Origin of the sequence: Novosphingobium sp. JCM 18896 (genome assembly GCF_025938095.1) — a bacterium.
In the GTDB taxonomy this organism is placed as follows: domain Bacteria; phylum Pseudomonadota; class Alphaproteobacteria; order Sphingomonadales; family Sphingomonadaceae; genus Novosphingobium.
The window spans coordinates 316,524-329,302 of the sequence record NZ_JAPCZF010000004.1 but is presented as its reverse complement, the minus strand read 5'-3'; the positions used below and the strand labels follow the sequence as shown (position 1 = coordinate 329,302).

The 12,779-nt window shown below is 64.1% G+C and carries 12 protein-coding genes; 2 read left to right on the top strand and 10 right to left on the bottom strand.

Translation table 11 applies throughout. The annotated features are described in order from the left end of the window. Positions 1–18: 18 nt before the first annotated feature. Positions 19–1,461, bottom strand: a complete 1,443-nt coding sequence (locus tag OLX23_RS16215) for an aldehyde dehydrogenase family protein (RefSeq protein ID WP_264446055.1) — start codon at positions 1,459–1,461, stop codon at positions 19–21. A 512-nt stretch (positions 1,462–1,973) separates the two neighbouring features. Here OLX23_RS16215 and OLX23_RS16210 point away from each other — a divergent pair. Continuing rightward, positions 1,974–2,375 carry an MAPEG family protein gene (locus OLX23_RS16210; protein ID WP_264446054.1) on the top strand — a complete coding sequence of 134 codons (402 nt, stop codon included), beginning with the start codon at positions 1,974–1,976 and terminating at the stop codon, positions 2,373–2,375. Positions 2,376–2,422: 47 nt separating this feature from the next. On the opposite strand, the gene OLX23_RS16205 is transcribed toward OLX23_RS16210, so the two are convergent. Further along, positions 2,423–2,725: a hypothetical protein gene (locus OLX23_RS16205; protein ID WP_264446053.1), complete on the bottom strand. Its 303-nt coding sequence runs from the start codon at positions 2,723–2,725 to the stop codon at positions 2,423–2,425. A gap of 105 nt (positions 2,726–2,830) precedes the next feature. Between OLX23_RS16205 and OLX23_RS16200 the strand changes: the two genes are divergently transcribed. Further along, positions 2,831–3,793 (top strand): GlxA family transcriptional regulator, encoded by a 963-nt coding sequence (locus OLX23_RS16200; protein ID WP_264446052.1) that lies wholly within the window; start codon positions 2,831–2,833, stop codon positions 3,791–3,793. Positions 3,794–4,278: 485 nt separating this feature from the next. On the opposite strand, the gene OLX23_RS16195 is transcribed toward OLX23_RS16200, so the two are convergent. The 8 genes from OLX23_RS16195 to OLX23_RS16160 all read right to left on the bottom strand — a co-directional run bounded on the left by OLX23_RS16195 (position 4,279) and on the right by OLX23_RS16160 (position 12,747). Then, positions 4,279–4,956 carry a peroxiredoxin-like family protein gene (locus OLX23_RS16195; RefSeq protein WP_264446051.1) on the bottom strand — a complete coding sequence of 226 codons (678 nt, stop codon included), beginning with the start codon at positions 4,954–4,956 and terminating at the stop codon, positions 4,279–4,281. A gap of 162 nt (positions 4,957–5,118) precedes the next feature. After that, positions 5,119–5,880 carry an SDR family oxidoreductase gene (locus tag OLX23_RS16190; protein ID WP_319641328.1) on the bottom strand — a complete coding sequence of 254 codons (762 nt, stop codon included), beginning with the start codon at positions 5,878–5,880 and terminating at the stop codon, positions 5,119–5,121. Positions 5,881–5,946: 66 nt separating this feature from the next. Then, positions 5,947–6,846 carry a LysR family transcriptional regulator gene (locus tag OLX23_RS16185; protein WP_264446050.1) on the bottom strand — a complete coding sequence of 300 codons (900 nt, stop codon included), beginning with the start codon at positions 6,844–6,846 and terminating at the stop codon, positions 5,947–5,949. 186 nt (positions 6,847–7,032) lie between these two features. Continuing rightward, on the bottom strand, positions 7,033–7,170 hold the full coding sequence (locus tag OLX23_RS16180; protein ID WP_264446049.1) for a hypothetical protein: 138 nt from the start codon (positions 7,168–7,170) through the stop codon (positions 7,033–7,035). Between the two features lie 114 nt (positions 7,171–7,284). Further along, positions 7,285–8,799 (bottom strand): aromatic ring-hydroxylating oxygenase subunit alpha, encoded by a 1,515-nt coding sequence (locus tag OLX23_RS16175; RefSeq protein ID WP_264446048.1) that lies wholly within the window; start codon positions 8,797–8,799, stop codon positions 7,285–7,287. A gap of 155 nt (positions 8,800–8,954) precedes the next feature. After that, positions 8,955–9,272, bottom strand: a complete 318-nt coding sequence (locus tag OLX23_RS16170) for a formylglycine-generating enzyme family protein (protein ID WP_264446047.1) — start codon at positions 9,270–9,272, stop codon at positions 8,955–8,957. Positions 9,273–9,288: 16 nt separating this feature from the next. Next, positions 9,289–10,983: a sulfatase-like hydrolase/transferase gene (locus OLX23_RS16165; protein WP_264446046.1), complete on the bottom strand. Its 1,695-nt coding sequence runs from the start codon at positions 10,981–10,983 to the stop codon at positions 9,289–9,291. 3 nt (positions 10,984–10,986) lie between these two features. Further along, positions 10,987–12,747 (bottom strand): arylsulfatase, encoded by a 1,761-nt coding sequence (locus OLX23_RS16160; RefSeq protein ID WP_264446045.1) that lies wholly within the window; start codon positions 12,745–12,747, stop codon positions 10,987–10,989. Between the last annotated feature and the right edge of the window lie 32 nt (positions 12,748–12,779).

Here is a 12,779-nt window from a genome sequence, read left to right as displayed (position 1 = left end):
CGTCGCCGCGCTAGCCATTCAGAGACCGACGTAGACCGACTTGGTGTTCATGTAGGCCTCGAGGCCTTTCCAGCCGCGCTCATGCCCCCAGCCCGACTGCTTGTAGCCACCGAACGGCAGCGACTGATCGGCGGCGAGCGCGCAGTTGACCCAGACCAGGCCCGACTGGATGCGCTTGGCCAGGCGGTGGGCACGGCCGATGTTCTCGGTCCAGAGCGTGGCCGCGAGGCCGTATTCGGTATCGTTGGCCCAGCCGAGCACTTCGTCTTCGTCATCGAACGGGATGACCGAGCCGACGGGCCCGAAGATCTCGTCGGTGATCAGCCGCATGTCGGGGGTCGTGCCCGTCAGGATCGTCGGTTCGACGAAATAGCCGGGCCGGTCCATCGCCTTGCCGCCGGTGACGACGGTGGCGCCGCGCGCCACGCCTTCGTTGACGATGCCGAGCACGCGGTCGCGCTGCTTGGCGCTGATCAGCGGGCCCAGGTCGACGTCGGTGTCCTCGCTGCCGCCCATGCGGAACGCTTTGGCCGCGACGGCGAGCTTGTCGACGACCTCTTCGTAGATGCCGCGCTGGACGTACATGCGCGAGGTGCAGCAGCAATTCTGGCCGGAATTGACGAGCAGGCCGATCGCCGCGCCGGGAATGGCGCGCGTCAGGTCCGCGTCGTTGAACATGATCAGCGGCGACTTGCCGCCGAGCTCCAACTGGAGCCGCTTGAGATTGCCCGATGCGGCGCGGACAAGGATCTTGCCGACCTCGGTCGAACCGGTGAACGAAATCTTGTTGACGTCGGGATGGGCGGCCAGCGCCGCGCCGGTGGTCTCGCCGTTGCCGGTCAGCACGTTGAGCACGCCCTCGGGCACGCCGGCGTCGCGGAAGATGCTCTCGAGCTTGAGCGCGCTGAGCGGGGTCTCCTCGGCGGGCTTGAGCACGGCGCTGCAGCCAGCGGCGAGCGCGGGTGCGATCTTCGAGATGGCGACGTAGAACGGTCCGTTCCACGGAATGATCAGCCCGACCACGCCGATCGGCTCCATCAGCGAATAGCCGTGGTATTCCTGGAACGTGCCCATGATGCCGCCCTCGGTGATGATGTCGACGGCATCGCCGTGGATCTTCGTCACCCAGCCCGCGTAATAATAGAGCATCTCGCACGAACCGAGGATCAGGTTGCGGGCGTGGGCGCGGGTCATGCCGTTGTCGATCGCCTCGACCGCAGCGATCTCGTTGGCGCGTTCCTTGATGATGTCTGCCGCGCGCCACAGCACTTCGGCACGGCGGGCCGCGGTCAGGTTCTTCCACACGCCTTTCTCGAAGGTTTCGCGCGCCCGCGCGACGGCACGGTCGACCGCCGCCTTGTCGCTGTCCGCGACTTCGCCGATCCGCTGCTCGGTCGAAGGGTTGAACACCTCGATGACGCCGCCCGTGGTCGGGGCGTCCAGTTCCGCAACTCCGCTCATCACTCTCTCCTCGATCCCACTGCAGCCCACCCCGATTTTCCGAGTTATGAGCCACAGTATCTATATTCGTCTGTATATAGCCCGTGCCGAGTTCGAAAGAGCGTTCGTCGCGAGCGCCACTGCGATTGCCTTGAGAATCAAGGCTACCGCAGCGTCGATAGCGAGCGGCGACGGGGACAAGGCATCCTCGGGCAGACCTGATTCCCGAGGATCCAATATTGGGTAGCGAGCGGACGATTGATCGCTAGGAAGCCTCCTGATCCTATGCCCAGTTGCAGCAGGTGAGATCGGATCGTCTCGGGGCAGCACATCATGATGACCAACGGCGGCTAACGGGATAAGCGCAAGGCCGCTGAGCGACCGCTTTATCAGCGATCTGTCCAGCTTGACCCGACAGAAAGCTCTACAACGTGTTTGGCGTGAATGATGCCATTGTTGTCGCATACGACTGTAGGGAAATTTCATTGCGCTTCTAAATCCGATGGCTGCAATTCCAAAAAAGGACCGGAGCCATGAAGCTCACTGCAGAGCTCTACATACTAAGCCTGCTGACTCTCACGACCGCCCTCATGTGGCTGCCCTATGTCACGACCAGAGTACTGACGCTCGGCCTGATGAAATCCATGGCCCACCGCGATGCCAGCGATCCGCCCGACAATCCCTGGGTGGATCGTGCGCGCCGCGCTCACGCCAATGCCATCGAGAACCTGGCCGTCTTCGCTCCGCTTGTTCTTGTGGCAGCCCTGACGGGTGTCAGCACTCCTGCCACGATCCTGGCATCGAAGACCTTTCTCGGCGCCCGTATCGTTCACTATGTCGTCTATGCTGCCGGCGTCCCAGTCGTTCGCACGATCGCGTTCATGGTCGGCATCGCCGCAATCGTTACGATCGCCCTCCAGATACTTGGCACCTGAATACCGGACAGGGGATCGGGCCGCGCCAAGCGGCCCGATCGGCGGATTCAGGCAGGGCAGAAGTCGGGCAGCAACAGGCCGAGCGGCCTCAACGGACCGATGGGCTGGAACTCGTAGGAGAGGAAGCCCTCGATCACCAACGGCATGGCATCGGTGATGACCTTCACCTCATCGACGGTTTCGGCGTTGAAGACGAACGCGACGCCCGGCACGTCCTGGCGAAACCAGAAATGTTCGAGCTTGCCGTCGAGGTAGAGCTGCAGCGTGTGCGGCACCTCGCTCGGCATGATCCGTTTGCGGTCTTCGTCCGACATCGCCTTCGCCGCCGATCCGATTGCCAATACTTTCATGGATTGTCTCCTCGTTGCGTCGAGCCATCGTCGACCCGCCCGAGGTAGCAATCGGGCGCCAAGCCCGGTATCGTCACAAATGACAACTTTAGGGTCATTCCCGCCATGAAGATAGCTGTGCTCGCATTGGAATGCCTGTTCGACACCGGGCTGACCTCGGTCCTTGACGTGTTCGCGACGGCCAACGCGCTCTCCCAGGCTGCGATGGGCGGGGTGACCCAATTCGACGTGACCACCGTCGGCGTGCGGAGAAAGGTACGGTCCGCCCAGGGCCTAACGATTCCGATCACCCTCGTGACCGATAATCTAGCCCCCGACTGGCTGATCGTGCCTGCGCTGAAGACGGTCACGCCCGACACTCTCCTGCCCCTGCAGCGTGCCGACGTGCGCGATGCCGTCACCCTGATCGGCAAGTTTTCCGTGAACGGGATCCGGATCGCCGCAGCCTGCATCGGCACCTTCATCGTCGCCGAAAGCGGGATATTGGCAGGGCTGGAAGCGACGACGACCTGGTCGGTCTCGCCGCTCTTTCGCCAGCGATTTCCGACGGTAAAACTCGATGAGACGCGCATGCTGGTGCCCACCGAAGTCGGCGTGACGGCAGGGTCTGCGATGGGACATCTCGATCTCGCGCTCTGGCTCGTCAGGCAAGCGAGCCCGCAACTGGCCGAGCTCGTGTCCCGCTACCTGCTCGCCGATATCCGCTCATCGCAGGCGGCTTACATCGTCCCCAATCACCTCGCGCAAAGCGATCCGCTAGTCTTGCGTTTCGAAGAATGGGCGCGGTCGCATCTTCGCGAGGGCTTTTCGCTGCAGGATGCCGCCTGCGCATTGGCGACCAGCCCGCGATCGCTGCAACGCAGATGCCAGGCCGTGCTCGGCAAATCCCCCCTCGCCTACTTTCAGGATCTGCGCGTCGAACGTGCGCGGTCACTCATTCAAGGCAGCAGAGAAGCGCTCGACCAAATCGCGGCCGATGTTGGCTATATAGACGGCGCAACGCTGCGCACCCTCCTCCGCCAGCGCCTTGGTCGCGGGGTGCGAGAACTGCGCGCCGAGCTGCGGTAGCGGATTTTCGCCTGGGCTCTGACGGGAGCGGAGCTGACCTATCTGAGATCGAAGCGACTGGCGTCGCCTGGCGAATAGTCGCGGGAACTGCACCGCACCAGAATGCTCTACACGTCGATCCGCACGCCCAGCAGAAATTTGCGGGTGGCTGCCGCTAATTCCGGGTCGCTATTGAACTAACGACAGCCGGTTGGTGGGCTTAGGGAGCCCACGTTAACGACCTCGCGCATTACCTCAGTTCTGGATCTATCCGTCATCGGAATGTAGACGGTTTCATGAAGCCGGGCCGAGCACAGGACCGGTCACCCTGCTGTTCCGTGCTCACCTGAGGCTATCGAAATTGGCTACAAGGCCGGTAGTCAAAATCCTCGCGACTGTCACGGTCGGCCGGCTGGAAGGTCGTGAGCAGTCTCTCGTAGCATCAGAAAGGCGACCGTCGCTTACGCGACGGCCACCCTGGATATCACCGCTGTTGATCGAACGATTTACGCCCGCACCTTCGCCAGCTTCTCGAGGACCGGATACAGCTCTTCGGGATCCGGACGGGTCGTGTAGTCCGGGTTGACCTCGGCATAGTGGATCACACCGTCCTGGCCGATCACGTAGCGAGCCGGCATCGGCAGCGTCCAGCTCGGTTCGCCGTTGGCGACCGCAAGGTCATTGCTGAACACGGTCTTGTAGAGCTCCTGCAGATAGTCCGGGAGCTCGAAGCGCAGTTGGAACGCGTCGGCGACCTCGTTGCCCTTGTCGGAGAGGATCGGGAAATCCAGGTGGTTCTCGCGCTGCGACCGCCGGCTGTTGGGCGCCGTCTGCGGGGAGATGGCGACGAGGTCCGCACCCAGCCCCCGGATCTTCGGCAGCGCCTCCTGCAGCGCTTGAAGGTCCATGTTGCAATAGGGGCACCAGACACCGCGGTAGAAGGTGACGACAAGCGGCCCCTGCGCGAGCAGATCGGCGGACGATACGGGGTTACCCTCCGGATCATTGAGAGCGAACGTCGGGGCCCTGTCGCCGACCTTGAGCGCCTTGTCCGCAGCGCCCGACACGATCAGTTCAGCGGTCGCGCGATGCATCGGCGGGTGGATATGCGCGGGGGCATTGTAGGGCGGGCCACCGGCTTCGAAATTGCGGCGGAACTCTGCCAGTTTTTCGGGGAGTTTCATGGTATTTCCTTTCAAATATATCGTCAGAAAGAGCTCGTCAGGCTGCCCGGCTGGTTGCGCGAAATGGGTCGCCGACGTAGCTGCGATGACCGCCGCCGAAGAAGGACGCGCGGTCACGGAGTTGAGCGGATCGCTTCCAGCCTGTCGCGGAGCGGCGGGGCTTCAGACCTGGGCCATACCGCCATCGACCTCGAGGCTGATGCCGGTCACGAAGCTGCTGTCATCGGAGGCGAGGAAGAGCGCAGCCGATGCCAATTCCTCCGGCTTGCCGAGCCGGCCGAGCGGGATCATCCCGGCATAGGTCGACCGGATCTCTTCTCCGCGGACCCCGAGCTGCGCCGCCTGGCTGTCCATGATCGGCGTATCGATCGGCCCCGGCGTCAGAACATTTACCCTGATGCCGCGCATCCTGAGCTCAAGCGCCCAACTGCGCGCGAAGGAGCGGATCGCCGCCTTCGTCGCCGAATAGAGCGAGTACCCCTTCGCCGCCTTGGCCGCGAGAATGGATCCGGTAAGAATTACCGACCCGCCGTCGCGCAAGTGCGGCAGCGCCTTCTGCACGGTCAGCAACGGGCCGAGTACGTTGGTGTCGAAGTGACGGTGGTAGAGATCGAGAGTCAGTTCGGTGACCGGATGGACCTCGACGATGCCGGCATTGGCGACAACGATATCTATCGGACCGAGCCTGCTCGCTTCCGCATAGAGCCTGTCGACGTCGCCGGAGTTGGCGACGTCGCCGCGAACCAGCGTGACGTTGCTCCCGATGGCTGCCTGCGCGGCATCAAGCGCCTCCTGACGCCGTCCGAACAGGACGACGTGGGCGCCCTCCCGCACGAAACTCTCCGCGATCGAAAGACCGATGCCGCTGCTCGCCCCTGTGATGACGGCAATCTTGTTCTGAAGCTTTCCCATGATGCACTCCACCTTTGTGTTCGGTGGCGATGTGCATCGATTGGTGCCGTCCCGGCAGACGGCCCGGAGAGATACAATCTATTCCCCGGCGGAATGGCAGATCGGCGTCCTGAGCGCGTTTTCGACGAAGTCGGCAAAAGCGCGCGCCTTGGCGCTACTCATCCGCCCCGTGGGAAACAGCGCCCAAAGGTCGATCCTTGGCAGCTCCCACTCCGGCAAAAGCACGACCAGCTCGCCCCGCTCCAGTTCGCATGGACACATCCAGGCGCTCATCATGGCGATGCCGCCATCCGCAAGCACGGCTTCCCGGACGACTTCGGCGGCGCTCGCGCGAACGCGGCCTTTGACTGTGACCGACGTCTCCGCACCCCCTCGTGAGAAAGTCCAGACGTCCCCGCCGCCGCGCCGCGAGTAGATGACCGCTTCGTGAGACAGGAGATCGGCCGGCGTTGCAGGTGTGCCCGCTCGCGCCAGATAGGCTGGCGTCGCCACGATATGGCGGCTGCTCTCGCCAAGTTTTCGGGCGGTCAGCGCACTGTCGCTGAGTTTGCCCATTCGCAAGGAGATGTCGATACCCTCCTCGACGAGATCGATATCTCGATCATCCAGCATCATATCGATTTCCAGCTCGGGATGAGCGGCCAGAAATGCCGGCAAGCGAGGGGCGATATTGATCCGCGTGAATGTCACCGCCGCGGCGACGCGAAGGCGGCCGGCCAGCCCCGATCCTTCGCCACGCGCCGCAACCTCCGCTTCATCGGCTTCTTCGATGGATCGCTTCGCGCGCGCGTAGAAACTCATACCCGCTTCGGTGGGCGCCAACCCTCTCGCCGAGCGTAGAAGCAACCGCACGCCGAGCCGGTCCTCCAACTGGGCGACGGATTTGGAAACGGCGGGCTGGCCCACATTGAGATCGCGTGCGGCGGCCGAGAAGGATCCGGCCTCGACCACTCGGCAAAAGACCTCCATGGCCGTCATTCTATCCATATGCGCTCCGAGGAATACGAAGGTCGTTTTTAGCGCAGTAGGTGCTGATATCAGGAATGGAAACGTGCTCGCATCCGGTGACGCCGCCGATATCTCCATCCGGAACGGCAAGCGGGGACTGACGGCTGATTTCAGGGAGCTCGGAGGAGCGCTCGAACGGCGGCAATGTCGGCGGCGTCAGCCTTGAGCGGCCGGAAATGGCTTGCTTCCGCGAAACACGATAAGGCCGGCGGCGATCGAAGAGATCACGGCCGCGGCCCATAAGCTCTCCAGGAAGTTGCGGCCGTTGTCGAACACAATCCCGGCAAGGTGCATAGAGTGCCATTCTCAGATTTCGAACACAGATGCGAGGTCCCCAAGCCTCTCGGGTCACACCGGCCCCAGTAAATCGTGCTCTTTCCAACGGCGAGATTAATCAGGCCGACATCGCTAGAACCCGATGTCGATCAGCGGAGCGTCGAAGCCGCTGCAGGTCAACGCCGTCGCCTTGGTAAGGTCCTCGGGGTCCCGACGGGCAAGGAAGCCGTCGATAAGCCGCTGATAATTGCTGATCATACCCTCTATCTTCGGTGACAGCCGCATGAATTCGAAGCCTTGGGCATGCAGGCCGAGCTGCTGCTGCGGCAAATTGGCGTAGTCCTGTCGCGGTATCTCGGGATAGGTCGGATCGTCGTGGGTCGTCGGCTTGGGAGCGACCGGCGCCGAACGCTCTTCGTCCTGCGGATAGTGGGAGAGAGACCAGATCTCAAACAGGCAGGTCTCCTCGGTCAGGGGCCGGACGCGATAGGACGACATGCCGCTGAACATCGGCAGCAGGAAATAGTTCGGGAAGATGTACTCTACGGCCTTGAACGGCACTTTCGCCGCGGTCTCGACGAGATCGAAGTGGGGACGGCCGGTTTCCTTGGCATAGGCCTGAATGCGGCTGCGCAGCGTCGTATAGAACAGCGCCGCCGCGGCCGGGACCTCTTGCGGCAGTTCGCCGAGATCGGCGTAGACTTCCTCGGCGAGACTGACCTCCCAGGGCGTGATCATTCCGCCCATGCCTTCGTGGAGATTGGCGATGTGCTTCACCATCATCTCGACATAGGCCTGCCCCGAGGCGCTGGGCGACATGGGCGGCATGTCGGGACCATCGACGCCGTACATCCGGTTCTCGGCCGGCGAGACGGCGTGCAGCTGCGGATGGGTCGCCATCACATGGTAGCCTTCCATGAAGGCCTCCATGGCGAGCTTCCAGTTCACCGGCAGCACGGCGGAATGCCACCAATCGACCTTCAATTCCCCCTTCAGCCGGGAATCCAACCTCGCGGTGACCTCTCCCAGCGTTTCGACCAGCGGCGCGGCATCATCATCGAAGTTGATGAAAGCGCAGCCGCCCCAGGTCTCCACCCGGCAGGACACGAGACGCAGGTCTTCGGGGTCGAGATCTGCCTCCCGAAATATATCGCGCCCGAAAACGAAGGTGTTCTCGCCGTCCATGTTCCAGCGCCAGCCATGAAACGGACAAGTGAGACCACGGTGAGCGCAGTTGCCCGATCCGTTGGCGAGCTTCACCCCGCGATGGCGGCAGGCGTTGTGATAGGCTTTGATGCCTTCTCCGGTTCGCACGATGACGACCGAGCGTTGGAGCACCGTGTACTCCACCCAGTCGCCCACCTCCGGGATTTCCTCGAGGCGGCAGGCCATCTGCCAGACGTGCGGCCAAAGGCGCTCGTTCTCCAGGGCGAAGAACTCCGGATCGTAGTAGCGCTGCGCGGGAATCCTCGTCGGCTCGGTCACGCAGAACGGCACGCGATCGAGCGCCCGGAAATCAGATTCGGCCACCGGCCTCTCCCTATCGTTTGATCGGAGTATCCACGCGCCGAGCGAACGGTCCAGACCGAAATCGGCACACCGGCTTGTCGCGCCGGGAGCGATTTGCCTGGCGAAGCATCGCGGCATGGAACGGCCGCACGAGGTGAAGCAGATGGCGAATGCCCGCTAATCGAGCGCAATCGCCTCCGTGGACTGATCGCCGGACAAGAAACTCCATGACTTTCGCCGACCGTCCACATCGCAAGTGTGCGGCGTCGTCGGCACGAGATCTCAAATTGGCTTCAAACCCGATCCAATTCCGCGGCCAAGCCGCCCCCAGCGATTGATTTTTCCCGGCGCGCCCGCCAAAAATGGCACGTGACTTCGGCCGAGCCCGGCTGCGCCAGCGCCGGATCCATGCCCGGATAGTCCTTGGGATCGGGAGCGGTCTCGGCCAGCGTGACGTGTCCCGTCGCCGCGACGAATGCCGCGAACTGGGCATTGGCGACGGGTGTCTCGTCGATCCAGAACGGATCGACGCGCACGCGCCGCACCGGCGCCTCTTCGGGATAGAAGCGGTCGGAACCCATGACGAAGGCGCCGCCGGGCAAGTGGATCATGCCTTAGGGCATGGACTTAGCGTCCCTCGCCGACCCAACCGCGCGGATTGCCCGCCACGGCTCTGCGCATCGCATCGAGTGCGCCTTGCAGTTTCTGCCGCTCGGCGGGATGCCTGGTCGTCACGTCGTGGGATTCGTTGTCGGCAGCGAGATTGTAGAGCCCGCCCTGCCCCCCGGTCGCGCGCTGACGAGCGATCAGATCGTCGTCGCTCACCGGATCGCGCAATTTGAAGCCGGCATCGCGCACCGCCTCGAGCCGACCGGCCCAGGAGGCCGTGTAGTAGAGATGGTCATGCGGTGATTTCGCGCCAGCCAGGATCGGTGCGATGTCCTTGCCGTCGATCGCCCGGTCGCGGGGAAGCGGAATGCCGAGCGCCGAGAGGATCGAGGGAAACAGGTCGATGTTCATCGTCATCTCGTCGCTGACCGAGCCGGGCTTCGTCAGGCCGGGCCAGACGATGAAGGCGGGCACGCGCATGCCGCCTTCGAACGTATCACCCTTGCGGCCGCGCAGATCCCCGACGCTGGCGAGGAAATCACCGCCGTTGTCGCTGGTGACGATGACGATGGTGTCGTCGTCGAGCTTGCGCTCGCGCAGCGCCGTCAGGATCCGCCCGACATTGTCGTCGAGATCCTCGACCACGTCACCGTAGAGCCCGCCTTCGGATAGACCCTTGTGGTGCGGATTGGCGAAGTGCGGGCGATGCGGCGCGGTGAACGAGGCAAAGGCGAAGAACGGCTTGTCGGTATTTCGATCGATGAAGGCGATCGTCTCGTCGGCGATCCTTTCGGTGATCGTCGTCTGGTCGAAGCGGGCCGCAGGCGTCTCGACCTGCGTGCCGCGCCACAGGTCGGTCGGCTCGGTATCGTTCGGATAGAGCAGGCCGAAGAATTCGGCGAAGCCCATGTCGGTCGGGCGATGGCCCGGCGTATCGCCGAGGTGCCATTTGCCGAACAGGCCCGTGCGATAGCCCGTGCGCTGGAGCACTTCCGGCAGCAGGATCTCGTCCGCGGGCAGCGCGTTGGCGAGGCCGCGGCTGCGCCGATAGGCGGCCTCGTTCGAACCCGTGGGCATCAGGACGTGCGTCGCGAGACCAGAACGTAGCGGATAGCGCCCGGTCAGCAGTCCGGCGCGCGAAGGCGAGCAGACCGGCGAACTCGCATAGGACGCGGTGAGCTTCATCCCGCGCGCGGCCAGGCCGTCGATGTTCGGGGTCTTGATCAGCCGATTGCCGAACGACGACAGGTCGCCGTAGCCCAGGTCGTCGAACAGGATCAGGACGATGTTGGGCACCTTCCCCTTGGGCTTGGACAGCCCGGCGAGATAGGCCGCCTTCTGCGCCAGATGCTCGGGCTGGGGCTCGGCGACGAGCGCGGCCGAGCGGCGGATCAGATCGTTCTTGCGCAAGGTCACCGCGAGTTGCGCGGCGGCGTCTTCGAGAACCTCGACCGTCGAGAAGTCGCTCGCAAGGCCGCTCGCCGTAATCGAGACCTTGATCGGCCCGCCGGGCACGGCGGCGATGCGGAAGCGGCCGTCCTTGCCGGTGACGTTGCCGCGCTGCAGTTCCTCGACCATGACCTTCGCACCCGACACCGGCTTGCCGTCGGGCCCGGTGACCGTGCCGACGATCTCACCGGCCCCGGCCTCGCCCGTCACCCCGGCCAGCGCCAGGGCGGCACCGGCCAGGAACATTCGCCGCAGACGTGCCATGGCTCAGTCTCCCAATTCGTCGTCGAACTGGCGCATCGAGCGGATCGCCTTCGAAGGCTCGGCCAAGGGCGGATCGCTGTACTTGCGCGCTTCGCTCCACCACAGGTTCTGCAGCTCACGCAGCTTCTTGGGGTAGCGTGCCGCCACGTCGCGCGCTTCGGCGAAGTCGGTCGCGGTATCGAACAGGAACCATTTGTCCTGGGCGAAGTCCGTGTCGAAACGATGGATCGCGACGGCCTTCCAACGCCCCGAAGTGATCGCACGGTTGCCGCGCAGCTCGAAGAACTGGACCTTGCGGGCGCCTGCGGTCTTCGAGGTGAAGCTCGCCGAGATCGACCGGCCCGCGACCGGAATCTGGCGAACGCCGTCGATCTGATCGCGGAACGCAGTGCCCGCAGCTTCGAGCAGGGTCGGCCCGACGTCGATCACGTCGACCATCTGGCCGCGCAGTTCGCCCTGCGCCTTGATGCGATCGGGCCAGGACACGATCAGCGGCGTCCGCGAGCCACCCGCGAACGGCCAGAGCTTGTAGCGGTGGAACGGCGCCGAGCTCGCCGCGGCCCAGGGCCGCTGGTAGAGCGCCTGCGTCTCTGGCCCGCCGAGCTTGTCGAGCTCGCGCGCCATGTCGGCGACACTGGTTCCGTCCTGGCGCGCATAGGCGCGATAGCTGTAGGGATATTTGAAGCCGCCGGTTTCGTTGCCTTCGGGCGCACCGCCGTTGTCGGACAGCAGCACGATCAGCGTGTCGTCGTATTGGCCGGTCTGCTTGAGATGGGCGACGATCCGGCCGATCTGCTCGTCGGCATGGGTGATGAAGCCGGCATAGGTCGCCATGAAGCGCGCGAAGACCGTCTTCTCTTGGTCGCTCAGATCGGCCCAGGCCTTGTCGCCCTCCGCGCGGGCGGGAAGTTCGGTATTCGCCGGGATGATGCCCTGCGCCTTCAACCGCTCGAAGCGCTCGGTGCGGATCGCATCCCAGCCCTTCGCATAGGCACCCTCGTAGGCATCGATGTAGGCGGGCGCGACCTGGATCGGCGCATGCGCCGTGGTCGGCGCGAAATAGACGAACTTGGGCTTGCCCTCGGGCGCGGTGTCGCGCGCGCCGAAGGCAGCGATGGCATGTTCGGCGAGGTCCGTGGTCAGATGGTAACCGGGCGTCTTCGGGCTGGCGATCTGCTCGTTGTCCTTGACGAGATCCGGTTTGTACTGGTCGGTCCAGCCGCTGAGATAGCCGTAGAAGCTGTCGAACCCGCGCTGCAGCGGCCAGGAGGCCTTGGTGTTGCCGGGCTTGGCGTCATAGCCGGGCGCGAGGTGCCATTTGCCGATGGCGAAGGTCTGATAGCCGACGGCCTTGAGCGCCTGCGGGACCATCTCGGCATTGCGCGGCAGTTCGCCGCGCGAGGCGGTGCTCTGCGTCGGATCGGGCGCCTGGCCCGCAGCGAGATCCTCCATGTTGACTGTCTGGTTGTTGCGCCCGGTAAGCAGCGAAGCCCGCGTCGGCGAGCAGATCGCCTTGGTGTCGAAGTGGTTGTAGCGCAGCCCCTTCGCGGCGAGCGCGTCGATGTTGGGCGTGCGGATTTCCGAACCGAAGGCGCCGAGATCGGAAAAGCCGACGTCGTCGAGCACGATCAGCAGGATGTTCGGGCGGGCGGCCCGGGCCGGCTGCGCGGCGCTTACCGATTTCGCCAGCGCGGCAGGAGCCAGACCGATTCCGGCGGTCGCGATGGCAGCGGCGCTGAGGAGCAGGCGGATGCTTCTGGTCATGGGGGATGAGCCTTCGTTTGTTCGGGGGAGAC

Bases quoted from the DNA above. Each gene is read 5' to 3' on its own strand.
- OLX23_RS16215 (WP_264446055.1), bottom strand. From the start codon at position 1,461: ATGAGCGGAGTTGCGGAACTGGACGCCCCGACCACGGGCGGCGTCATC.
- OLX23_RS16210 (WP_264446054.1), top strand. From the start codon at position 1,974: ATGAAGCTCACTGCAGAGCTCTACATACTAAGCCTGCTGACTCTCACG.
- OLX23_RS16205 (WP_264446053.1), bottom strand. From the start codon at position 2,725: ATGAAAGTATTGGCAATCGGATCGGCGGCGAAGGCGATGTCGGACGAA.
- OLX23_RS16200 (WP_264446052.1), top strand. From the start codon at position 2,831: ATGAAGATAGCTGTGCTCGCATTGGAATGCCTGTTCGACACCGGGCTG.
- OLX23_RS16195 (WP_264446051.1), bottom strand. From the start codon at position 4,956: ATGAAACTCCCCGAAAAACTGGCAGAGTTCCGCCGCAATTTCGAAGCC.
- OLX23_RS16185 (WP_264446050.1), bottom strand. From the start codon at position 6,846: ATGACGGCCATGGAGGTCTTTTGCCGAGTGGTCGAGGCCGGATCCTTC.
- OLX23_RS16180 (WP_264446049.1), bottom strand. From the start codon at position 7,170: ATGCACCTTGCCGGGATTGTGTTCGACAACGGCCGCAACTTCCTGGAG.
- OLX23_RS16175 (WP_264446048.1), bottom strand. From the start codon at position 8,799: ATGCCGCGATGCTTCGCCAGGCAAATCGCTCCCGGCGCGACAAGCCGG.
- OLX23_RS16170 (WP_264446047.1), bottom strand. From the start codon at position 9,272: ATGATCCACTTGCCCGGCGGCGCCTTCGTCATGGGTTCCGACCGCTTC.
- OLX23_RS16165 (WP_264446046.1), bottom strand. From the start codon at position 10,983: ATGGCACGTCTGCGGCGAATGTTCCTGGCCGGTGCCGCCCTGGCGCTG.
- OLX23_RS16160 (WP_264446045.1), bottom strand. From the start codon at position 12,747: ATGACCAGAAGCATCCGCCTGCTCCTCAGCGCCGCTGCCATCGCGACC.